Annotated in this window: 18 protein-coding genes and 2 tRNA genes; 14 read left to right on the top strand and 6 right to left on the bottom strand. The window is 61.0% G+C overall.

Going from position 1 to position 21,498, the window contains the following annotated elements:
* Positions 1-74 precede the first annotated feature (74 nt).
* The 14 genes from ftsH to pnp all read left to right on the top strand — a co-directional run bounded on the left by ftsH (position 75) and on the right by pnp (position 14,877).
* Positions 75-2,039: an ATP-dependent zinc metalloprotease FtsH gene (gene ftsH / locus OP494_RS05175; protein WP_280539657.1), complete on the top strand. Its 1,965-nt coding sequence runs from the start codon at positions 75-77 to the stop codon at positions 2,037-2,039.
* Between the two features lie 197 nt (positions 2,040-2,236).
* Positions 2,237-3,028, top strand: a complete 792-nt coding sequence (gene folP / locus OP494_RS05170; protein ID WP_280539964.1) for a dihydropteroate synthase — start codon at positions 2,237-2,239, stop codon at positions 3,026-3,028.
* Positions 3,025-4,386: a phosphoglucosamine mutase gene (gene glmM / locus OP494_RS05165; protein ID WP_280539656.1), complete on the top strand. Its 1,362-nt coding sequence runs from the start codon at positions 3,025-3,027 to the stop codon at positions 4,384-4,386. Before folP ends, glmM begins: the two co-directional genes overlap by 4 nt.
* 64 nt (positions 4,387-4,450) lie before the next feature.
* Positions 4,451-5,200, top strand: coding sequence for a triose-phosphate isomerase (gene tpiA, locus OP494_RS05160; RefSeq protein WP_280539655.1), 750 nt, complete (start codon positions 4,451-4,453; stop codon positions 5,198-5,200).
* 4 nt (positions 5,201-5,204) lie between these two features.
* Positions 5,205-5,564: a preprotein translocase subunit SecG gene (gene secG, locus OP494_RS05155; protein WP_280539654.1), complete on the top strand. Its 360-nt coding sequence runs from the start codon at positions 5,205-5,207 to the stop codon at positions 5,562-5,564.
* A gap of 140 nt (positions 5,565-5,704) precedes the next feature.
* A tRNA-Leu gene (locus OP494_RS05150) sits at positions 5,705-5,791 on the top strand.
* A gap of 107 nt (positions 5,792-5,898) precedes the next feature.
* A tRNA-Met gene (locus tag OP494_RS05145) sits at positions 5,899-5,975 on the top strand.
* A 136-nt stretch (positions 5,976-6,111) separates the two neighbouring features.
* Positions 6,112-6,573 (top strand): ribosome maturation factor RimP, encoded by a 462-nt coding sequence (gene rimP, locus OP494_RS05140; RefSeq protein WP_280539652.1) that lies wholly within the window; start codon positions 6,112-6,114, stop codon positions 6,571-6,573.
* Positions 6,574-6,599: 26 nt separating this feature from the next.
* On the top strand, positions 6,600-8,093 hold the full coding sequence (nusA, locus tag OP494_RS05135) for a transcription termination factor NusA (protein WP_280539651.1): 1,494 nt from the start codon (positions 6,600-6,602) through the stop codon (positions 8,091-8,093).
* A 27-nt stretch (positions 8,094-8,120) separates the two neighbouring features.
* Positions 8,121-10,676: a translation initiation factor IF-2 gene (gene infB, locus OP494_RS05130; protein WP_280539650.1), complete on the top strand. Its 2,556-nt coding sequence runs from the start codon at positions 8,121-8,123 to the stop codon at positions 10,674-10,676.
* Between the two features lie 56 nt (positions 10,677-10,732).
* Positions 10,733-11,131, top strand: coding sequence for a 30S ribosome-binding factor RbfA (gene rbfA, locus OP494_RS05125; protein WP_280539649.1), 399 nt, complete (start codon positions 10,733-10,735; stop codon positions 11,129-11,131).
* Entirely contained in the window at positions 11,131-12,054 is a 924-nt protein-coding gene (gene truB, locus OP494_RS05120) for a tRNA pseudouridine(55) synthase TruB (RefSeq protein ID WP_280539648.1), read from the top strand. Before rbfA ends, truB begins: the two co-directional genes overlap by 1 nt.
* A gap of 172 nt (positions 12,055-12,226) precedes the next feature.
* The gene (rpsO, locus tag OP494_RS05115; RefSeq protein WP_040239907.1) at positions 12,227-12,496 is read left to right on the top strand and encodes a 30S ribosomal protein S15; all 270 of its coding nucleotides are present in this window, start codon (positions 12,227-12,229) and stop codon (positions 12,494-12,496) included.
* Between the two features lie 251 nt (positions 12,497-12,747).
* On the top strand, positions 12,748-14,877 hold the full coding sequence (pnp, locus tag OP494_RS05110) for a polyribonucleotide nucleotidyltransferase (protein ID WP_280539647.1): 2,130 nt from the start codon (positions 12,748-12,750) through the stop codon (positions 14,875-14,877).
* Between the two features lie 71 nt (positions 14,878-14,948).
* Here pnp and OP494_RS05105 read toward each other — a convergent pair whose 3' ends face one another.
* The 6 genes from OP494_RS05105 to pcnB form a co-directional block, all read right to left on the bottom strand.
* Positions 14,949-15,986 (bottom strand): acyltransferase, encoded by a 1,038-nt coding sequence (locus OP494_RS05105; protein ID WP_280539646.1) that lies wholly within the window; start codon positions 15,984-15,986, stop codon positions 14,949-14,951.
* A 133-nt stretch (positions 15,987-16,119) separates the two neighbouring features.
* Positions 16,120-17,301 carry an acetyl-CoA C-acetyltransferase gene (locus OP494_RS05100; RefSeq protein ID WP_280539645.1) on the bottom strand — a complete coding sequence of 394 codons (1,182 nt, stop codon included), beginning with the start codon at positions 17,299-17,301 and terminating at the stop codon, positions 16,120-16,122.
* A 125-nt stretch (positions 17,302-17,426) separates the two neighbouring features.
* Complete coding sequence (panC, locus tag OP494_RS05095) at positions 17,427-18,290, bottom strand: pantoate--beta-alanine ligase (protein WP_280539644.1); 864 nt, start codon at positions 18,288-18,290, stop codon at positions 17,427-17,429.
* Positions 18,290-19,081: a 3-methyl-2-oxobutanoate hydroxymethyltransferase gene (gene panB, locus OP494_RS05090; RefSeq protein WP_280539642.1), complete on the bottom strand. Its 792-nt coding sequence runs from the start codon at positions 19,079-19,081 to the stop codon at positions 18,290-18,292. The genes panC and panB overlap by 1 nt, the downstream gene beginning before the upstream one ends.
* A 112-nt stretch (positions 19,082-19,193) precedes the next feature.
* Entirely contained in the window at positions 19,194-19,694 is a 501-nt protein-coding gene (gene folK, locus OP494_RS05085) for a 2-amino-4-hydroxy-6-hydroxymethyldihydropteridine diphosphokinase (RefSeq protein ID WP_280539641.1), read from the bottom strand.
* On the bottom strand, positions 19,675-21,090 hold the full coding sequence (gene pcnB, locus OP494_RS05080) for a polynucleotide adenylyltransferase PcnB (RefSeq protein WP_280539640.1): 1,416 nt from the start codon (positions 21,088-21,090) through the stop codon (positions 19,675-19,677). Before pcnB ends, folK begins: the two co-directional genes overlap by 20 nt.
* Between the last annotated feature and the right edge of the window lie 408 nt (positions 21,091-21,498).

Below are 21,498 nucleotides of genomic sequence, written 5' to 3'. Positions count from 1 at the left end.
GAACGCTTCTTGTGGTGTAGTGTCCAATCTATGGTCCTGCTTGGCAGACAGTTGCATGCAATGAGGGTATTCCCTTGAACGACATGGCGAAGAACCTGATCCTCTGGTTGGTCATCGCGGCAGTGTTGCTGACGGTGTTCAACAACTTCAGTTCCGAAAGCTCGCCTCAGGCGATGAGCTACTCTCAATTCGTCGAGCAGGTGCAGAATGACCAAGTGAGCAATGTAACCATCGAAGGTTACACGATCACGGGCGAGCGTGATGATGGCTCGCAATTCCAGACGATTCGTCCGGCGGCGCAAGATCCTAAGCTGATGGATGACCTGCTGGCGCACGATGTCAGCGTGGTAGGCAAGCAGCCGGAAGAGCAGAGCCTGTGGACGCGCCTGCTCGTGGCCAGCTTCCCTATTCTGATCATTCTGGCGATCTTCATCTTCTTCATGCGTCAAATGCAGGGGGGCGCTGGTGGCAAGGGTGGCCCCATGAGCTTTGGTAAGTCCAAAGCCAAGCTGCTGACCCAAGATCAGATCAAGACCACTTTCGCCGATGTGGCCGGTTGTGACGAGGCCAAGGAAGAAGTCGAAGAGCTCGTCGACTTCCTCAAGGACCCCAGTAAGTTCCAGCGCTTGGGTGGACAGATTCCTCGCGGTGTCCTGATGGTGGGGCCGCCGGGTACGGGTAAGACGTTGCTGGCCAAGTCGATCTCTGGCGAGGCCAATGTGCCGTTCTTCTCGATCTCGGGCTCCGACTTCGTGGAAATGTTCGTCGGCGTAGGGGCGTCGCGTGTCCGTGACATGTTCGAGCAAGCCAAGAAGCAGGCCCCGTGCATCATCTTCATTGACGAGATCGACGCCGTTGGGCGTTCGCGTGGCGCCGGCATGGGTGGCGGCAACGACGAACGCGAGCAGACGCTCAACCAGCTGCTGGTCGAGATGGACGGTTTCGAGGCCAACGAAGGCATCATCGTCATCGCCGCGACCAACCGCCCCGATGTGCTCGACCCCGCGCTGACGCGTCCCGGCCGTTTCGACCGTCAGGTCGTGGTGGGACTGCCCGATATTCGCGGTCGCGAGCACATTCTTGGCGTGCACTTGCGCAAGGTGCCGCTGGCGGATGATGTCCAATCGAGCTTCATTGCACGCGGGACGCCGGGTTTCTCCGGTGCCGATCTGGCCAATCTGGTCAACGAAGCGGCATTGTTCGCGGCGCGTCGCAACAAGCGCCTGGTGGGTATGGACGAGCTTGAGATGGCCAAGGACAAGATCCTGATGGGCGCCGAAAAACGCTCGATGGCCATGTCCGAGAAGGAAAAGAGCAATACCGCGTATCACGAGTCGGGTCACGCCATCATTGGGCTCTTGATGCCCGAGCATGATCCCGTCTACAAGGTAACGATCATTCCGCGCGGCCGTGCGCTGGGCGTGACGATGTTCCTGCCTGAAGAAGACCGGTATAGCCTCTCTCGGCAGCAGATCATCAGTCAGATTTGCTCCTTGTTTGGTGGCCGTCTTGCCGAGGAGATGACGCTGGGGCCAAACGGTGTCACCACGGGTGCATCCAACGACATCAAGCGTGCAACCGAGCTGGCCCATAACATGGTGGCCAAGTGGGGTCTCTCCGAGGAGATGGGGCCGCTGATGTACGACGAGGACGAGTCGCACCAGTTCCTGGGTGGTCCGGGTCAGGGTGGCAAGCTCAAATCTGGCGAGACCACGACACGGCTCGACAAGGAAGTGCGTCGGATTATCGATGAGTGCTATGCCAAGGCGCGCCAGCTCCTCGAGGATAACCGTGACAAGCTCGACCTGATGGCCGAATCGTTGATGCAATACGAAACCATCGACGCCAACCAGATTCGCGAGATCATGGAAGGCCGTAAGCCGCGTCCTCCCGAGGATTGGGACGACAAAGGGCCGACCACCGGGTCGGGGCACACTGCGGGCTCGTCGGCGGATGAAGAATCCGATACCAGCAGTGACGAAGATGACGATGCGCGTCGTCGCCCATCTGATCCATTGGGTGGGCCGGCTGGCCACTAGTCTCAATCTTGTGCCATTCTCCAACGGGCGCCGCATAGCGGCGCCCGTTGGCGTTTGGGGCGTGCTTACACTCTGGCCGTCGCATGCTAAGGTAGATGTTTGACGTTGCAACGGCTCTGATCATGCAAGACCGATACGCCATGCCCAAGCAGCTGCGCTGTGGGCGCCATCAGCTCGACCTCTCGTATCCCCGTGTCATGGGGATCCTCAATGTCACGCCCGATTCATTTTCCGACGGTGGTCGTCATAACGCCCTGGATGAGGCCGTACGTCATGCCGAAACCATGCTGGCCGAGGGAGCGGCGATCATCGATATCGGTGGTGAGTCGACACGTCCCGGTGCCTCGCCGGTGCCGCTTCAGGAAGAGCTGGATCGCGTGCTGCCGGTGGTGGAGCGTTTGGTCAGCGAGCTGGATGCATTGGTGTCGCTGGATACCAGCCGCGGCGAAGTGATGCGTGAGGCAGCATCACGGGGCGCGGGCATGATCAATGACGTGCGCAGTCTGCGCTGGCCCGGCGCGTTGGAGGCCGCAGCGGTGAGTGGCCTACCAGTGTGCGTGATGCATATGTTGGGCGAGCCTACTGACATGCAGCGGGCCCCACATTATGAGATGCCGATCGAGGAAGCGGTGGCCGCGTTTCTCGAAACGCGTATCGCTGAATGCGAGGCGGCGGGGATTCGGCGCGACCAGTTGGTGCTCGATCCAGGCTTTGGTTTCGGCAAGCGTGTCGAGCACAACCTGCGTTTGCTGAACCGCATGCAGCCATTGACTGATTTCGGGCTCCCCGTGCTGGCCGGTATGTCACGTAAGAGTATGATTGGTAAAGTGCTGGCGCGCCCTGTTGAGGAGCGCCTGCCGGGCGGCTTGGCGCTCGCCACGATGGCAGTGGAGCGTGGGGCGCGTATCGTGCGCGTCCACGATGTGGGACCGACGGTGGATGCGGTCAATATGACTTGGGCAGTGCTACAGGAAGGCACCGACGCATGACACGACGCTATTTTGGAACCGATGGTATTCGCGGCACGGTGGGGGAACCCCCCATCACTGCCGATTTCGTATTGAAACTGGGCTGGGCGATGGGGCGTGTGCTGTCACGCCACACGGGGCGCAAGTCCCGCGCCAAGGTGTTGATTGGCAAGGATACGCGGATTTCGGGCTATATGTTTGAGTCTGCCCTGGAAGCGGGGCTATCGGCGGCCGGAGTCGACGTATCCTTGCTGGGGCCGATGCCTACGCCGGGTATCGCGTATCTGACGCGGACGTTCCGTGCCGATGCGGGGATCGTCATTTCCGCGTCACACAATCCGTTTCAGGATAACGGCATCAAGTTCTTCTCTGCCGAGGGCGTCAAGCTTGCCGATGCCGTCGAGGAAGAGATCGAGGCAGAGCTCGAGCAGCCGCTATCCACCGTCGCGCCGGCGGCCTTGGGCAAGGCGCTACGTATCTCGGATGCCGCAGGACGCTACATCGAGTTCTGCAAGTCCACGGTGCCCGATCGTCTGACGCTGGAAGGCCTGAAGGTGGTGCTGGATTGCGCGCATGGCGCGACCTACCACATCGCGCCCAGCGTGTTACGCGAACTGGGCGCCGAGGTCAGCTTGATCGGCGTCGATCCGGATGGCCTCAATATCAACCAGGGCGTGGGATCCACGCATCCCGATGCCTTGCGCGCGGTAGTGATTGAGCGTGGCGCCGATCTGGGCATGGCGCTGGATGGTGATGGCGACCGGGTGATTCTCGTTGATGCCGAGGGGCGTGAGGTCGACGGCGACGATATTCTTTATCTGATTGCTCGCGACCGGAAGATGCGCGATATGCTGGGTGGCGGCGTAGTCGGGACGCTTATGTCCAACTTCGGTCTTGCGGCCGCGCTGGAGGCCTTGAGTATCCCCTTTGAGCGGGCCAAGGTCGGGGACCGCTATGTGATGGAGCGCTTGGCAGTCAACGGTTGGCAGTTGGGTGGCGAGTCCTCCGGGCATATTGTCTGCGGTCATGTGCAGTCGACCGGCGATGGGATCGTGTCGGCGCTTCAAGTGCTGGCGATCATGGTACGCGAGTCATCGTCGCTGTCGGGCCTGCTCCAGGGTTTCGAGAAAGCGCCGCAAGCGTTGGTCAACGTACGCCTGACCCCCGATGTCGACAACAAGGTGCTGCTGGCCAATGAGCAGGTGCGTCATGCTGTTGCCTCAGTCGAGGCGGAGCTGGGCGACGAGGGGCGTGTGTTGTTGCGCCCCTCGGGCACTGAACCCTTGATCCGGGTCATGGTTGAAGGGCGTCCTCATTTCGATGTCGACGCGTTGGCCAAGCGCATTGCGGACGATATCGAGGGGCAAATGGCGCGCTGAGGCGCGCATATTGTGTTGTCAATACGCCTCCTATACCATGGCGCTCCATTCGGAGGACTGTTCTATGCGCACGCCGCTGATCGCGGGCAATTGGAAGATGAACGGCTCGCACGCACTGGTGGACGCGTTCGGCCGTGCCTTCGCCGACACCGCGCTTCCCGATTCGCTGGACGTCGTCATACTGCCGCCATTTCCTTATCTCGATGCGGCGCGCCGCGCGTTGGCCGACGTATCCGTGCAGCTCGGTGCGCAGACGCTCAACCCCTCGCATGCTGGTGCGCACACCGGCGAGGTCAGTGGGCGTATGCTCAAAGAGTTTGGTGTCGAGCATGTGCTCGTCGGCCACTCGGAGCGGCGTGCGCTTTATCGAGAAACCGATGATGACGTCTATGACCGCTTGTTGGCAGCATTGAGTGTCGGCATTCAGCCGATTTTATGCGTTGGCGAGACGCTCGAGGAGCGCGATGCAGGGCATACCTTTGATGTCGTGCTACGCCAGGTTGGTCATGCGTTGGCCCCTCTCGAGCCCGAGCAACGCGCTCGGGTGACGATCGCTTACGAGCCGGTGTGGGCCATCGGTACGGGACGCACGGCGACGCCTGAGCAAGCGCAAGACGTCATGGCCGCTATTCGCGAGTACCAGTCCGGTTTCGATCCCGACCTGGCTCAGGCAATGCGGTTGCTTTACGGCGGCAGCATGAGCGCGGCCAACGCGGCCGAACTGCTGGCTCAGCCGGATATCGACGGCGGCCTGGTGGGTGGTGCTTCGCTCAAGGTCGACGATTTTCTAGCCATTTGTCATTCAGCAAGGTAGCGCGATGTATATTGGGGTGTTGTTGGTTCATGTGGCGATCGCCATTGCCCTGGTGGTATTGGTGTTGCTGCAGCAGGGCAAGGGGGCCGATGCTGGCGCGTCCTTCGGGGGCGGCGCTTCGCAAACGGTCTTCGGGTCGCAAGGCAGTGGTAACTTCCTGGCCAAATTGACGGGTGTGTTGGCGGCGATTTTCTTCGTGACCTCGCTGGGCCTGGCATATTTCGTCTCACAGGCGGGCGATGCGCCGCAGGAAGGTGTGCCCGACGCGCAGGTCGTCGAGCAACAAAATTCCTCGCCGTCTATTGACGAAGAGGGAGATAGCGAGGAGAATGCAGCGCCAGTACTCGAGGACGGCGGCGAATAAATGCAATGCCGTCATTGAGTTAGCTCATCAAGTAATGTGCGAAACCAATCTGGCTAGCATCATGATGAGCGGTTTAGCAGGCGAAACGATGCAGACGAAAAGTACCAAGCGTTCTGCATCGAGATAGCCTGGCCCCTGTTGCCGAAGTGGTGGAATTGGTAGACACGCTATCTTGAGGGGGTAGTGGCCTTATGGTCGTGCGGGTTCAAGTCCCGCCTTCGGCACCACATTGAGTCGATGTAAGCTGTTGACCCAATTAAAGATTGGCACGCTATGACGATGGTTCGACACCTTGACCTTTCAAGAGGTGGCCAGTATAATCGTCAGCCATTGATGCGGGGTGGAGCAGTCTGGTAGCTCGTCGGGCTCATAACCCGAAGGTCGTCGGTTCAAATCCGGCCCCCGCTACCAAGTTTTTTACGAAAGGCCCCTTCCTATGAAGGGGCTTTTTGTTATCACTTGCGACGATAACGCCAATCAGCCACCTAGCTTTCCTCTTTACTCCTGGTCAGGTGCCTGATGCAACTGCTAGTGGGAGCCTCCGTCTGTGGCAAATAAGCACGCTGCATTGAATACGCTCATCGAGCCGGTCGTGACGGCCATGGGCTTCGATCTCTGGGGAGTTGATTACCTCGCCCAGGGTAAGCATTCCCGTTTGGTGATCTATATCGAAAGCGCTGAGGGCGTGACCGTGGATGACTGCGCGTCAGTCAGCCGTCAAGTCAGTGGCGTGTTGGATGTAGAAGACCCCATCGCGGGAGAATATCGCTTGGAGGTCTCATCGCCGGGAATGGATCGCCCTCTGTTCACGCTCGATCAGTTCGCGCGTTTCAAGGGCAGCCATGTCAAGGTGAAGTTGAGCGCTCCCTTCGAAGGGCGTCGCAAGTTTCAGGGACAACTGGCGGGTGTCGAGGGCGACGAGATTCTGCTGCAACTCGACGGACAAGAATATTGCTTTCCGGTCGAAAGCATCGAGCAGGCGCGGGTGGTGCCTCAGTTCGATAATTAAGGACAGCTTTTCTACGAGGCATAGGCATGAGTAAAGAGATTCTGCTAGTCGTGGATGCGATCTCGAACGAAAAGGGGGTGCCGCGAGAGGTGATCTTCGAGGCCGTGGAGTCGGCGCTGGCGAGTGCATCGCGTAAGCGTTTCGACGGCCAGGAAGTGAGCGCCCGCGTCAAGATCGACCGCGTGACTGGCGACTATGAAACCTTCCGTCGCTGGACCGTCGTCGACGACGACACGTTCGAGAATCCGGATAGCGAGATTCCGTTCTCCGAGGCAGAGCGTCGCGATCCGCCGCTGGCTCTCGGTGATGTGGTCGAAGAGCAGGTCGAATCGGTGGCTTTCGGGCGCATCGCCGCCCAGACCGCCAAGCAGGTCATCGTGCAGAAAGTGCGCGAAGCCGAACGGGCCGAGGTCGTGCGCCAGTACGCCGAGCGTGAAGGCGAACTGGTGGCGGGCATCGTCAAAAAGACCACGCGTGAAGGGTTGGTGGTCGATCTGGGGGAGAACGCCGAGGCTTTCCTACCGCGTAGTGAAATGATCCCCGGCGAACGTTACCGCATGAACGAGCGGGTACGTGCCCTGTTGTGGAAAGTCGATGCCGAGGCGCGTGGTTCGCAGTTGATTCTGACGCGTACGCGCCCTGAGATGATCGTCGAGCTCTTCAAGATAGAAGTACCTGAAATTGCTGAGCAATTGATCGAGATCAAAGGGGCGGCGCGCGATCCGGGCGCACGCGCCAAGATCGCGGTGAAGACCAACGACAAGCGTATCGACCCGGTCGGTGCGTGTGTCGGCATGCGCGGTTCGCGTGTGCAAGCGGTGTCCAATGAGCTGGGTAACGAGCGCGTGGACATCATTACCTGGGACGACAACCCGGCGCAATTGGTGATCAACGCCATGGCGCCTGCGGAAGTCGGTTCCATTCTTGTCGACGAAGACGCCCACTCCATGGATGTCGCCGTCGCCGAGGATAACCTGGCGCAGGCCATCGGCCGCAGCGGCCAGAACGTTCGCCTGGCTTCCGAGCTGACGGGCTGGACGCTCAACGTGATGACCGAGGAAGAGGCCGAAGGCAAGCGCGAGCAAGAAATCGACAGCCTGATCGAGTACTTCATCAATCATCTCGAAGTCGACGAGGAACTGGCTCGTCTGCTGGTCGAGGAGGGTTTTACCTCGCTCGAAGAGCTGGCCTACGTGCCGCTTGAGGAATTGCTCGAAATCGAGGAATTAGATGAAGCACTGATCGAAACGCTGCGCGCTCGAGCCAAGGACGAGTTGCTGACGCTGGCCATTGCCTCAGAAGAGGCGCTGGACGGTGCGCAGCCAGACGACGACCTCCTTGAAATGGAGGGCATGGAGCGTCACTTGGCATTCACGCTCGCCAGCCGAGGGATCGTCACTCGTGAAGATTTGGCCGAGCAGTCCATCGATGATCTCAAGGACATCGACGATGTGGACGAAGAGCGCGCTGCGGCGCTGATAATGACCGCTCGTGCGCCTTGGTTCGAGAGCGAACAGTAATCTGGTCACGGGCTCAGGAGGGTCGTAATGTCAGACATGACCGTTAAGGATTTTGCCAGCAAGGTGGGGCGCGATGTGTCCCGTCTGCTGGAGCAGATGAAAGAAGCAGGGCTTCCCCATCAGGCCGAAGGCGATGCAGTATCCGAGGAGGACAAACAGCGCCTTCTCGATCACCTGACGCGTAGCCATGGTGGAGATAGCGGCGCGACGAAGAACCGCGTGACGCTGACGCGTAATACCAAGAGCCGGATCCGCAGTGGCGATGGCCGTGGCAAGGCCATCGACGTACAGGTGCGCAAGAAGCGTACCTACGTCAAACGCGAGCCGGAGCAGACCGAAGAAGCGCCGGCCGAGGAAGCCGGTCCGCGTCAGTTGGTCGGTGATATGGCCGATGCCAAGCAGGCTCAGGCCGCCCAGGCTGCCGAAACCGCCAAGGCAGAACAGGCCGCTGCGGAAGAGGCTGCACGGGCGAAGGCACAAGAGCCGGCGCAAGACACTCAGGCATCCGAGACCGCCAAGCCGGCTGAAAGCGAGACGCCGAGCACACCGGACGTTCCTGTGCCTGAGGATATCGCGACACCGGCGCCCGCGAGCGAGCCCTATGTCGAAGCGCCGCCGAAAGAGCCGCGGACACCGAATCGGCGTGGTCAGACTCCGCACAAGAAAGAGTCCGAACGTGGCCGCAAAGGCGGTCGTGACGATGACGACGAGCGTCGTGAGCGGCGTCGTGGCAATGCCAAGAAAGCCAAGCGCTCCGAGCGTCGCGGCGGTCGTCGTGGCAGCGGCGGTCGTGATAATCAGCACGGCTTCCAGAAGCCGACGCAGCCCATCGTTCGCGAAGTTGGCATTCCTGAGTCGATCAGCGTTGCCGAGTTGGCCGACAAGATGTCGATCAAGGCCAATGAGGTCATCAAGGCGATGTTCACCATGGGTGCGGCGGTGACCATCAACCAGACCATCGACCAGGACACGGCGGCCATCGTCGTCGAAGAGATGGGCCACAAGCCCAAGCTGGTCAAGGACGATGCGCTGGAGACGGAAGTGCTCGAGGCCATCTCCTACGAAGGCGACGAAATTACGCGTGCGCCGGTCGTCACGGTGATGGGCCACGTCGATCACGGCAAGACCTCGCTGCTCGACTTCATTCGCCGCACGAAGGTCGCGACCGGTGAGGCCGGTGGCATCACCCAGCATATCGGCGCCTATCACGTCGAGGACCAGCACGGTGGCGTGACCTTCCTCGACACTCCAGGCCACGCAGCGTTCACCGCCATGCGTGCGCGCGGTGCCCAGGCGACCGATGTGGTCATCCTGGTCGTTGCGGCCGACGATGGCGTCATGCCGCAGACCGTCGAGGCGATCGAGCATTCCAAAGCGGCCGGCGTGCCGCTGGTAGTGGCGGTCAACAAGGTCGATAAGGAAGGTGCGGATTTCGACCGTATCCGCAATGAGCTGTCCCAGCACGGTGTGATCTCCGAGGAATGGGGCGGCGATACGCAGTTCGTACACGTCTCGGCCAAGACCGGTGACGGCATCGATGCACTGCTCGAGGCGGTACTGCTGGTCTCCGAAGTGCTCGAGCTCAAGGCCGTGCCGGAAGCTCCTGCCAAGGGCGTCGTCGTCGAATCCCAGTTGGACAAGGGCCGTGGTCCGGTGGCGACCGTGCTGGTACAGAACGGCACGCTCAAGCGGGGCGATATCGTCCTGGCTGGCTTGCACTATGGTCGCGTTCGCGCGCTGGTCAACGAAACCGGCACGCGCGTCGAAGAGGTCGGCCCGGCCATGCCGGTCGAGATCCAGGGCCTCGATGGTACGCCCGAAGCCGGTGACGAGTTCATCGTCGTCGCCGACGAGAAGAAGGCACGTGAAGTCGCCAACTTCCGTCAGGGCAAGTACCGCGAAGTACGTCTGGCTCGCCAGCAGAAGGCCAAGCTGGAGAACATGTTCAGCCAGATGGGCCAAGACGAAGTGGCCAAGGTCAACATCGTCCTCAAGGTCGATGTGCAAGGGTCCTTGGAAGCGATTCGCGGTGCCCTGGAAGAACTCTCCACCGACGAGGTCAAGGTTGCAGTCGTGTCCTCTGGTGTCGGCGGTATCACCGGTACCGATGCCAACTTGGCGGTGGCCAGTGACGCCATTCTGGTCGGCTTTAACGTGCGTGCCGATGTTTCCGCGCGGGAAATCGTTGAGCGGGAAGGCTTGGATCTGCGCTATTACAGCGTGATCTATCACCTCATCGACGAGGTCAAGCAGGCCATGAGTGGCATGCTGGCGCCGGAGTGGAAGGAAGAGATCGTCGGCGTGGCCGAAGTGCGCGAGGTGTTCCGTGCGCCCAAGATCGGCGCCGTGGCAGGCTGCATGGTCGTCGAAGGCACCGTACATCGCCACAAGCGGATTCGCGTACTGCGTGAGAACGTCGTCATCTACGAAGGCGAGCTGGAATCTCTGCGTCGCTACAAGGATGACCTTGGCGAGGTCCGCAGCGGTATGGAATGCGGTATCGGCGTCAAGAACTACAACGACGTTCAGGTCGGCGACAAGATCGAGGTCTTCGATCAGGTCAAGGTCGAGCGTAGCCTGTAAGGTATGGCGGACGACGCGTCGTCCGCCATCCGAATGGCGAATCGCGGGAGATAACGATGCGCGAATTCAAACGTACCGATCGTGTGGCCGATCAACTCCAGCAGGAGTTGGCCGTCCTCATCCAGCGTGAGATCAAGGATCCACGCCTGGGGATGGTCACCGTGAGTGCGGTGAAGGTCAGTCGCGATCTGGGCTATGCTGACATCTACATCACGCTATTGGGTGAGAACGATGCCGCGCGCATCGATGAAAACCTCAAGGTGCTGCGTCATGCGCGAGGGTTCCTGCGCAGTCAGATCGCCAATCGCGTCAAGCTCCGCCATGTGCCGGAACTGCGCTTTCATTACGATGAAAGCGTTGTGCGCGGTCAGCGTCTGTCATCCTTGATCGACGAGGCGGTGGCCGATGATCGTCGCCGTCACGACGATGACGATGCCGAAGACGAGGTTCGTTGATGGTGAGACGCCGTCGTGGCATAGCGGTAGATGGCGTGCTACTGCTCGATAAGGCGCAGGGCATTTCGTCTAACCATGCCTTGCAACAGGTACGCCGTCTGTACGAGGCGCAAAAGGCTGGGCATACCGGTACGCTGGACCCCATGGCAACTGGCTTGCTGCCGATCTGCTTTGGTGAGGCGACCAAGTTTTCTGCCTATTTGCTCGATGCCGATAAGACGTATCGCACGCGTGTCAGGCTAGGCGAGACCACCGATACCGGTGACGCAGAAGGTACTTTAGTCGAGCGTCATTCGGTACCGGCCCTCGCCGAGCACGATATCGAGGCTGTGCTGGCACGGTTTCGCGGCGACATCGAGCAGGTGCCGCCGATGTACTCGGCACTCAAGCACCAAGGGCGCCCACTCTACGAGCTGGCGCGCGAAGGCAAGCAGGTCGAGCGTGCGGCGCGCCGCGTGAAGGTTTATGATATGCGCCTGCTGTCGTATGAGACCGAAGGTTTCGAACTCGAGGTTCGCTGCAGCAAGGGCACCTACATCCGTACTCTGGCCGAGGATATCGGTCGGGCGCTAGGATGTGGCGCGCACATTACGTCCCTGCGTCGGCTGCGTAGTGGACCGTTCGACGCCGATGCCATGCAGGGCTTCGAGGCGCTCGAGCAAATGGACGGCGCCTCGCGTCAGGCACGGTTGTTGCCTGTCGATGCGATGTTGCCCCATGTGCCATCGCTTGAGGTGGCAGCGATCGAGTCGCGGCGGCTTCTGCATGGGCAGCGGGCTCGGGTTGAAACTGGGGCATTGGCTCCAGACGAGACGGCGCGGCTCTACCACGACGGTGTTTTCCTTGGGCTCGTGAGCGTTACGACACCTGGGGAAGTCATGCCGCGACGCTTACGGAATACCGCCTCGCCCGTTCGCGAGTGAGGCGTGAACCCCGGCGCGTGCCATGTGCGCCGGGGCGCACCGATATCATCGGTGCGCATGAAGGCCAGGCCTTTTACATGGCGCCCGTATTGCGCGGGCAGTACCTGGAGACTGCAAATATGCGTGGTCTCCGACATTCATTGCTCAGGCATATTGTTTACTGGAGAGAGAAATGGCACTGACCGCTGAACAGAAAGCCGCCATCGTTGACGAATACGGTCGTGGCGAAAGCGATACCGGTTCCCCTGAAGTACAGGTGGCCCTGCTATCCGCCAACATCGATGGCTTGCAGGATCACTTCAAGAGCAACAAGCAGGATCACCACTCTCGTCGTGGCCTGATTCGCATGGTCAACCAGCGTCGCAAGCTGCTGGATTACCTGAAGCGCAAGGATCTCGGGCGTTATCAGTCGTTGATCCAGCGTCTCGGCCTGCGCCGCTAAGGAAAGTCTCGTTCGCGACAGAGTCGGTGTAGATGCCATGAGGGTATTACACCTGCATGCCAGGGTCGCGAAGGTCTTTCACGCTAGCGCCGACGCATGGTTGTTTGAAACGGGCAGTCCTCCGGGGCTGCCCGTTTTTTGTTTCGCCGGTCCTGCGTGTCGTAATGAGTGGCCCCGTGGCGCGTGAACTCCTAAAATGGTCGCCGAGTCGAGACGACCCATACATGAGATGAAAAGTTAAGGACATTGCCGTGAACCCGGTCAAAAAAACGTTTCAATACGGTCGCAGCACCGTGACCCTGGAAACGGGTCGCATTGCCCGCCAGGCCACCGGTGCCGTGATGGTGACCATGGACGACACCGTGGTGCTGTGCACCGTGGTGGCCAAGAAAGACGCCAACCCCGCGCAACCCTTCTTCCCGCTTTCTGTCCACTATCAGGAAAAAACCTACGCCGTGGGCAAGATCCCCGGTGGTTTCTTCAAGCGTGAAGGCCGCCCTACCGAAAAGGAAACCCTCACCTCGCGTTTGATCGATCGGCCGATCCGCCCGCTGTTCCCCAAGGGGTTCATGAACGAGGTGCAGGTCGTGTGTACGGTGCTCTCCACCGATCGCAATCATGATCCGGACATCGCGGCGATGCTAGGTACGTCCGCGGCGCTGGCCATCTCCGGGGTCCCCTTCAATGGTCCGATTGCGGCCGCGCGCGTTGGCTTCACCGAAGACAATGGCTACTTCCTCAACCCGACGGTGGAAGAGCTTGGCAGCTCCGAGCTGAACATGGTCGTGGCCGGTACCGGTAAGGCCGTGCTAATGGTTGAGTCCGAGGCCAACGAACTGCTCGAGGATGAAATGCTCGGCGCGGTGCTTTTCGGCCATCAGGAAATGCAGACCGCGATCGCCGCCATCGACGAGCTGACCGCCGAAGCCGGCAAGCCGCGTTGGGAGTGGCAACCCGCCACCGAGAACACGACGCTCAAGGAGGCCCTGGCGGCCGGCTTCGAGACCAAGATCGGCGAGGCCTATCGCATTACCGACAAGATGGAGCGTCAGGATGCCTTGTCCGCTTTGAAGGATGAGGCGGTCGCGCAACTGGCCGGTGAAGAGCAAGGTCAGTTCGATGCTGACGAGGTCAAGGGTGGCTTTGCGGGCCTCGAGAAACGGGTGGTACGTTCACGGGTGATCAAGGGTGAGCCGCGCATCGATGGCCGCGATCACAAGACCGTGCGTCCGCTGGCGATCGAAGTTGGCAATCTGCCCAAGACACATGGTTCGGCGGTATTCACGCGAGGCGAGACCCAGGCGATCGTGGTCGCGACCCTGGGAACGCTGCGGGATGCGCAGCTGATCGAGTCGCTGGAAGGCGAGCGCAAGGACCGTTTCCTGCTGCACTACAACTTCCCTCCCTACAGCGTGGGCGAAGCCGGTTTCATGGGTGGGCCCAAGCGCCGCGAGATCGGTCACGGTCGCCTCGCGCGGCGTGGTGTTCAGGCGGTACTGCCCAACGAGGAAGATTTCCCCTACACCATTCGCGTGGTGTCTGAAATCACTGAATCCAACGGCTCCAGCTCCATGGCCTCGGTATGCGGTTCTTCCCTCGCATTGATGGACGCCGGCGTCCCGCTCAAGGCCCCGGTGGCGGGTATCGCCATGGGCCTGGTCAAGGATGACGACGGCTTTGCGGTATTGACCGACATCCTCGGTGACGAAGACCATCTTGGCGACATGGACTTCAAGGTGGCGGGTTCTACCGCTGGCGTGACGGCCCTGCAGATGGATATCAAGATCGAGGGCATCAACGAAGAGATCATGGAGACCGCGCTGCAGCAAGCGCACGAGGCGCGCCTGCATATTCTCGAGCAGATGAGCACTGTCATCGGCCAGAGCCGTAGCGAAGTGTCCGACAACGCGCCGTCGATGGCCACGGTCAAGATCGCCCCGGACAAGATTCGTGACGTGATCGGTAAGGGTGGCGCGACCATTCGCAAAATTTGCGATGATACCGGTGCTTCCATCGACCTCGACGACGACGGCACCGTGCGCATCTACGCCGAGGACAAGAAAGCTGCCAAGGCGGCGATCGATACCGTGCTGGCGATTACCGCTGAGCCCGAGATCGGCAAGCTCTATCAGGGCAAGGTCGCGCGTATCACCGACTTCGGTGCCTTCGTCACCTTCATGCCGGGCACCGACGGCCTGGTGCATATCTCGCAGATCGTCCCCGAGCGCGTCAACGACGTGCGCGACTATCTCAGCGAGGACCAGGAAGTCATCGTCAAGGTGCTCGATATCGATAACCGCAACCGCGTGAAGCTTTCCATCAAGGAAATCACCGCGGAAGAAAAAGCGGCTTTCGAGGCAGCGCCGGCCGAGACTGAATAAGCGATCCGCTCCCAGCGCTTGATGAAGCCCCGTACACCTTGGTGTACGGGGCTTTTTACGTTAGCGACGCCTCAAGCTGAATAGGCGTTTGCGGCAGGCGGCGAGCGGCGCTTGGGCATCCACTGGCGCAAGCGGCGTGAAAGTCCCTTTTCGATGAACTCGAAGCTGGCCCAGGACAACACGGCGATGAGCGGCAAGCAGATGGCCAAGGTCGCGTAGGGCGGGAGGCCGACGTGTTCGCGCAAGGTGTATTGCGCCGTCCACAGCACGATCACATGAAGCAGGTAGGTCGAATAGGACCAATCCCCCAGCGCCTTGATCACCCGGTTGCCGGCGAACAGCGGCTCCATGGCGATGAACGCGCAAAGCAGCACCGTGCTGGGTAATCCCCAGGCCAGGAAGCGCGTCATGCCTTGGGGGTCATCGAACTGCATGAGCAGCGTGAATGCCACCAAGGCGATACCAGCCGGGAGCCAGCGCCCCTGGGGCAACCAGCCGCGGCGATAGACGATGCCGACCCCCAGGCCGAGCAAGAAGTTGTAGATGATCGGGTCGTGGTAGAAGTCGCTCAATAGTGGACGCTCCGCGAGCCAGGCGCTGATCGCGATCAGCACCAAGGCCAGTAGCCACAGGCGTAGATGTTTATTGACCAGCAAGGAGCCTGCAAACACCAGGTAGAACAGCATTTCGAAGTTGAGCGTCCATCCCACGGGTAAGGTTGGATAGTACCCATAGCCAGCGGGATTCTCGGTCGGCAGGAAGAAAAGCGACATCACCAGGCTTTTGAGGTCCAGCCCGTAGTCTGGCATGACATCCTGCGAAAGATAGACGATACCTGCCGTGATGGCGGTATAAAGCCAGTAGGCGGGTACGATGCGCGCTGCCCGCTGGAGGAGAAACTCCCCGCTGGAAGGTGTGCGGCGCGCCGTGGCGGCATAGATGACGAAGCCACTGATGATGAAAAAGATATCCACACCCATTTGACCTCGGGTGGCGAGAAGGTGCTCGAAGGCATTGTTGGTATCGAAGTCGAAAAAGACCTGCACGAAGTGGTGGAAGACGACCACCCATGCCGCAAACGCACGTAATGCCTGCACCGAAATCAACATACCGATGACATTTCCTGTTGAAGCCAAGACGAATACGACGCCGCTTGGGCGTCGTAAACGGTTGGGCAGGCAGGAGAATCGAAAAGTTCACCGGCTTGACGTAGAGTTACAAAACAGCGTTTCCGTAAGCGCCTTATGGGCGTTCGATGGCCAGCGCCACGCCTTGGCCTCCGCCGATGCATAGCGTCGCCAGCCCTTTCTTGGCGTCGCGGGCGATCATCTCATGCAACAGCGTCACCAGGATGCGGCAGCCGGAGGCACCGATGGGGTGTCCCAGCGCGATGGCGCCGCCATTGACATTGATCTTGGCTGGGTCCCAGCCGAGCTCCTTGTTGACGGCGAGTGCCTGGGCGGCGAAGGCCTCGTTGGCCTCGATCAGGTCCAGTTCGTCGAGTGACCAGCCCGCGCGTTCCAGGCAACGCCGCGTAGCGGGGGCAGGGCCGATGCCCATGATCGCGGGGTCGACTCCAGCGTTGGCGTAGGCCTTGATCACCGCGAGAGGCTCCAGCCCCAGGGCTTTCGCTTTCTTTGCCGAGCAGAGCATGGTCACGGCGGCGCCGTCGTTGAGCGAGGAGGCATTGCCGGCAGTAACGGTGCCATCGCGCTTGAAGGCGGGGCGCATGCCGGCGAGCTGTTCGGCGGTCACGCCTGCGCGCGGTCCTTCGTCGGTGGTGACGTGGAGCGGATCGCCCTTGCGCTGAGGGATCTCGACCGGCACGATCTGTCCGGCGAAACGGCCTTCCTCGATGGCTGCGGTAGCTTTTTGTTGGGAGGCGGCGGCAAAGGCGTCCATGTCTTCGCGGGTGATGGCGTATTTGGCGGCAAGATTCTCGGCGGTAATGCCCATGTGAATATCGTTGAAGGCGTCCCATAGACCGTCGCGAATCATCGTGTCCACCGCCGTCCAGTCGCCCATGCGTTGGCCGGTACGCGAGTTCGGCAGCACATGCGGGGACAGCGACATGTTTTCTTGGCCACCGGCAATGATTAGCTCAGCGTCGCCACAGCGGATGGCCTGCGTGGCTAGGTGCAGGGCCTTGAGCCCCGAGCCGCAGACCTTATTGATGGTCATCGCGGGTACGGCGGAGGGCAGCCCGGCGTTTATTGCCGCTTGGCGGGCAGGGTTCTGACCGCACCCGGCGGCCAACACCTGGCCTAGAAGAACCTCGTCGACCTGTTCGGGCGCCACGCCGGTATGGGCGAGCAAGTCCGCGATGACCGTGGCGCCGAGCTGGGTCGCGGGGAGGCTGGCGAGGGCGCCGCCGAAACTGCCGATGGCGGTGCGCCGTGCGGCTACGATCACCACGTCTTCCATGAGAGTCTCCTGTCAGCCTAGAGGGGCGATACACTCAGGATAGGCGAGTACAACGCTGCGCGACAATCGGGTAATAGGTGTAGACCGCCGGTATGAGGGGTTATATCGGCATAATGTGACGATCATCAGGCGGTGGATTGGCGCGGCAAGCTGACCGGGAGATTGTCGATCAAGCGGGTGGTGCCGAGGTGCGCGGCGACGAGCAGTATCGTCTCGCGAGTCTCCAGTGCAACCGGGCCCAGATCCTGGGTACGACGCAGCTCCAGGTAGTCGGGTTTGAAGCCTTCCGCCGCGAGGCTCGCTAACCCCTCACGCAGTGCCGGCGCCGGCGGCTCGCCGCCTTGCAGTGCGTCACGCACCTGGCACAGGACGCGATACAGTGCGGGTGCGCGCTGACGCTCCGCAGTACTCAGATACGCGTTGCGTGAGGAGAGCGCCAGGCCGTCCTCGGCGCGTTGGGTGGGGACGCCGACGATGTCGATCGGGAAATGCAGATCCGCGACCATTTTGCGGATCACCGTCAGTTGCTGGTAATCCTTGCGCCCGAAGTAAGCGGTATCGGGCTGCACGAGATGGAACAGCAGGCTGACGACCGTGGCCACGCCTGTGAAATGTCCGGGCCGGTTGGTGCCGCACAGTCCGTCCGCTACCTGGGGCACACTGACCTGGGTGTGATGATCGCGGCCCTGGGGATAGAGCGTCTCGGGACTGGGGGCGAAGACGATATCGCAGCCGTGGCTCGCCAGCGCTTGGGTATCGGCCTCGAGGGTTCGCGGATAGCGCTCGAAGTCCTCGCCGGCCCCGAATTGCAGAGGATTGACGAAGATGGTGGCGACCACCACGTCGGCGTCACGGCGCGCGGCATCGACCAGAGCTAAATGCCCGGCGTGCAGATTGCCCATGGTCGGTACCAAGGCAATGCGCTGGCCATCGCGGCGCTGGGGATTCAAATGGGCACGCAATTCGGCGATGTCGTGCAGCGTCAACATCAAAAACAATGCTCCTCGGCGGGAAACTGGCGTGTCTTGACGGCGTCATGGTAGGCCGCAAACGCCGCCTGAATGCTGTCGTGGCCGGTCAGGAAGTTCTTGGCGAAACGTGGCGGCCGTCCATGCGTCACGCCGAGGATGTCATGCATCACCAAAATCTGGCCATCCACGTCGGGGCCTGCACCGATCCCGATCACCGGGACCTCCACGGCATCGCGCACGGCGCGACCCAGCGCGGCGGGCACGCACTCGAGCAGGATCACCGAGGCACCGGCATCGACCAGCAAGCGGGCATCGTCGACGATGCGCTGGGCATCGTCCTGTTCGCGGCCTTGCACCTTGTAGCCCCCGAACTGATGCACGCTCTGGGGCGTCAGGCCCAGATGCGCGCATACCGGCACGCCTCGCCGCGTGAGGGCGCGCACATCGTCGTGCATCCAGCCCGCGCCTTCGATCTTGACGAGCTCAGCGCCGGCTCGCATCAGGGCGCCGGCATCGTGCAGCAACTGGCGAGTGTCGGCGTTGCTCATGAAGGGCAGGTCGACCATCAACAGGCTGCGCTGTTTGCCGCGCGCCACGCAGCGCGTGTGATAAAGGATGTCGTCGAGCGTCACGGGAATCGTGCTGGCATGACCCTGCAGCACCATGCCCAGCGAATCGCCCACCAGCAGCACATCGATACCGGCGGCGCCCGCATGCTGTGCGAACGAGGCATCGTAGGCCGTCAGGCAACTGAACGGTTCGCTGGCACGCTTGAAGGCATTGAGGTGGCTCAAGGTGACGGTTTTCATGAAACATTCCATGCTGTGGCGGCCCACGCGGGCCTGGGGGAAGTGTTACCGCAAACGTTACCTCAGGGTGCCGAGAGTGTGGATCGGTAACACATCGGCTGCAACTCGACTTTTAGGGAAGAAGACGGTGCAAGTCCGCACCATCGTGGTGCTTCGCCAGGGCCGCGCTGGTCTTGCCTGCGATCGTTACCTGTGGTGCGAGCTCCGCCAGGGGGACGAGTACGAAGGCGCGTTCGTGCATGGCCGGATGAGGAAGCGTCAGGCGCGGTGTTTGCCATTCGAGATTCGCGTAGAGCAAGAGATCGAGATCCAGCGTGCGCGGCCCCCAATGGCGTTGGCGTATCCGGCGATGACGTTGCTCGAGTGCCTGCAGTTGATCGAGCAAGGCCAGCGGCGAGAGTCGTGTGAACACGCAGGCCACGGCATTGATGAAGTCGGGTTGATCCTGGGGGCCCACCGGCGCTGAGGCATACAAGGAGGAATGCCCTGCCAAGTAGGTCAGCGGCAGGGCAGCGAGTTCGTTCAGCGCGCGCGTGACATGCGCGCGCGGCCCGTCCAGATTGCTGCCCAGGCCGATATAGGCCGCTACGCGATCACTCCTGGCGCCCGTCATTGCCTTGCTCGGAGGATGGGGTGCGCCGCCGGCGCCGCCGCCGCTTAGGGCGGTCGGACGTGCCGGCCGGGGAGCCACTGGTCTTGGCGATCAGACGTGCCTGCTCGTGGTCGTCGCCTTCCTGGAAGGCTGTCCACCAAGCACCGAGCCCGGGGTCGATCTCACCGGCGCTCTCGCGCAGCAGGAGGAAATCATAGGCGGCGCGGAAACGGGTATGCTCCAGGGTCTGAAAGGCGCGTTTGCCGCGACGCTTTGGCAAGCGTTGCTGAAGGTCCCAGATTTCCCGCATCGGCATGCTGAAACGCTTGGGGATCGAGGTGTGCTGCAGTTGCCGCGAGATGCTTTGCTGCGAGGCAGTCTGTTGCGCGGGGATCGGCGGCATGCCGTCGCTTTCGAGGCGCTCGGCGCGTAGCCGCATGCCGGGCCACAGCATGGCACCGTACAGAAACGCTGGCGTGACGGGGCGTTCTTCCCGGATGCGCCGGTCGGTGTTGATCAAGGCTTGCTCGATCAGTGGCTTTGCCGACGCGCGTTCCGCGATGGCCTCTTCGACCTCCGGGAACAGCATGGCGAACAGGCCATACTCGCGGAGCAGCTCGAAGGTGCGCAGTGCTTGCCCGGAAAGGAAGAGCTTGAGTACTTCCTCGAACAAACGTGCCGGAGGAATCTGCAACAGCAAAGGCGCCAATTCGAGAATCGGCGTCTCGGTGCGCGGCTCGATATCGAAGTCCAGCTTGGCGGCGAAGCGTACGGCACGCAGCATGCGCACCGGGTCCTCGCGATAGCGCACCTCGGGGTCGCCGATCAAGCGCAGGGTGCGGGCTTCGAGATCGTTCACGCCGTCGGCCCAATCGTGAATCGAGAAGTCGGCGATATTGTAGTAAAGCGCATTGACCGTGAAGTCACGACGTAGCGCGTCTTCCTCGATGGTGCCCCAGACGTTGTCACGCAGCAGCAAGCCGTCGTCGGATTGCTGGGAATGCGCGGTGTCTTGATCGTCGCCGGGCCGACCACGGAAGGTTGTAACTTCAATGACTTCACGGCCGAAGCGCACATGGACGATGCGGAAGCGGCGCCCGATGATGCGTGAGTTGCGAAACAGCGTGCGTATTTCTTCCGGCGTGGCATCGGTGGCGATGTCGAAGTCTTTGGGGACTTTACCGAGCAGTGAGTCACGCACACAGCCACCTACCAGATAGGCTTCATGGCCGGCATTATGCAGACGATACAGCACCTTGAGGGCATTCTCGCTGAAGAGACGCCGCGATACGTCGTGCTGATCACGCGGTATGACGCGCAATGTGGGTGTGGAATGGCCGGAAGGCTGTTGAGCGCCAAACAGGGTCTTCAAACGTTCACCGGGGCGTTGGAGAAAGCGGGTAAATCCTTTGAACATGCGTCGTTAACGACTTGCGGAGAGCGAAGTTGCTAGTGTAAGCCGACACTCCTTGGCTTGCAAAGGATGTGGCGTGATGGGAAGCGAGAACGGGCTTATCGTGAGAAATAGGTAGGAATGCATGGCATTAGAAAGGGGAGACCCGATGGGCCTCCCCCTAAGTATGCTATGCAACGTCCTTGCTGCTGTTTCTTCTTCGTGATGGCGCATCGCCTTGAATACGCACCACAGTCACCAATGAGATTCGGCGGGCAAGCAGTGTTCTTGTTGTTGTGACTCTTCCCGCGTGGTGACCACCTCGTATTCAAAACAATAATCCAACCACGACGACATCGTTTCTCCCGACGTCTTGTTGTTGTTGTCGGGATGCTTCGGGCGAGGGCATTGTTCTTGTTGGGCCTCGCATGA

Source organism: Chromohalobacter sp. 11-W (assembly GCF_029889905.1).
Lineage (GTDB): Bacteria > Pseudomonadota > Gammaproteobacteria > Pseudomonadales > Halomonadaceae > Chromohalobacter.
This window is presented reverse-complemented; position numbering and strand designations above follow the sequence as displayed.

Excerpts from the sequence above, each read along its gene's own strand:
- secG (WP_280539654.1), top strand. The coding sequence starts at position 5,205 with ATGTATATTGGGGTGTTGTTGGTTCATGTGGCGATCGCCATTGCCCTG.
- OP494_RS05105 (WP_280539646.1), bottom strand. The coding sequence starts at position 15,986 with ATGTTGATTTCGGTGCAGGCATTACGTGCGTTTGCGGCATGGGTGGTC.
- tpiA (WP_280539655.1), top strand. The coding sequence starts at position 4,451 with ATGCGCACGCCGCTGATCGCGGGCAATTGGAAGATGAACGGCTCGCAC.
- rpsO (WP_040239907.1), top strand. The coding sequence starts at position 12,227 with ATGGCACTGACCGCTGAACAGAAAGCCGCCATCGTTGACGAATACGGT.
- rbfA (WP_280539649.1), top strand. The coding sequence starts at position 10,733 with ATGCGCGAATTCAAACGTACCGATCGTGTGGCCGATCAACTCCAGCAG.
- folK (WP_280539641.1), bottom strand. The coding sequence starts at position 19,694 with ATGACGGGCGCCAGGAGTGATCGCGTAGCGGCCTATATCGGCCTGGGC.
- nusA (WP_280539651.1), top strand. The coding sequence starts at position 6,600 with ATGAGTAAAGAGATTCTGCTAGTCGTGGATGCGATCTCGAACGAAAAG.
- folP (WP_280539964.1), top strand. The coding sequence starts at position 2,237 with ATGGGGATCCTCAATGTCACGCCCGATTCATTTTCCGACGGTGGTCGT.
- OP494_RS05100 (WP_280539645.1), bottom strand. The coding sequence starts at position 17,301 with ATGGAAGACGTGGTGATCGTAGCCGCACGGCGCACCGCCATCGGCAGT.
- truB (WP_280539648.1), top strand. The coding sequence starts at position 11,131 with ATGGTGAGACGCCGTCGTGGCATAGCGGTAGATGGCGTGCTACTGCTC.
- panB (WP_280539642.1), bottom strand. The coding sequence starts at position 19,081 with ATGAAAACCGTCACCTTGAGCCACCTCAATGCCTTCAAGCGTGCCAGC.
- infB (WP_280539650.1), top strand. The coding sequence starts at position 8,121 with ATGTCAGACATGACCGTTAAGGATTTTGCCAGCAAGGTGGGGCGCGAT.
- pcnB (WP_280539640.1), bottom strand. The coding sequence starts at position 21,090 with ATGTTCAAAGGATTTACCCGCTTTCTCCAACGCCCCGGTGAACGTTTG.
- glmM (WP_280539656.1), top strand. The coding sequence starts at position 3,025 with ATGACACGACGCTATTTTGGAACCGATGGTATTCGCGGCACGGTGGGG.
- panC (WP_280539644.1), bottom strand. The coding sequence starts at position 18,290 with ATGTTGACGCTGCACGACATCGCCGAATTGCGTGCCCATTTGAATCCC.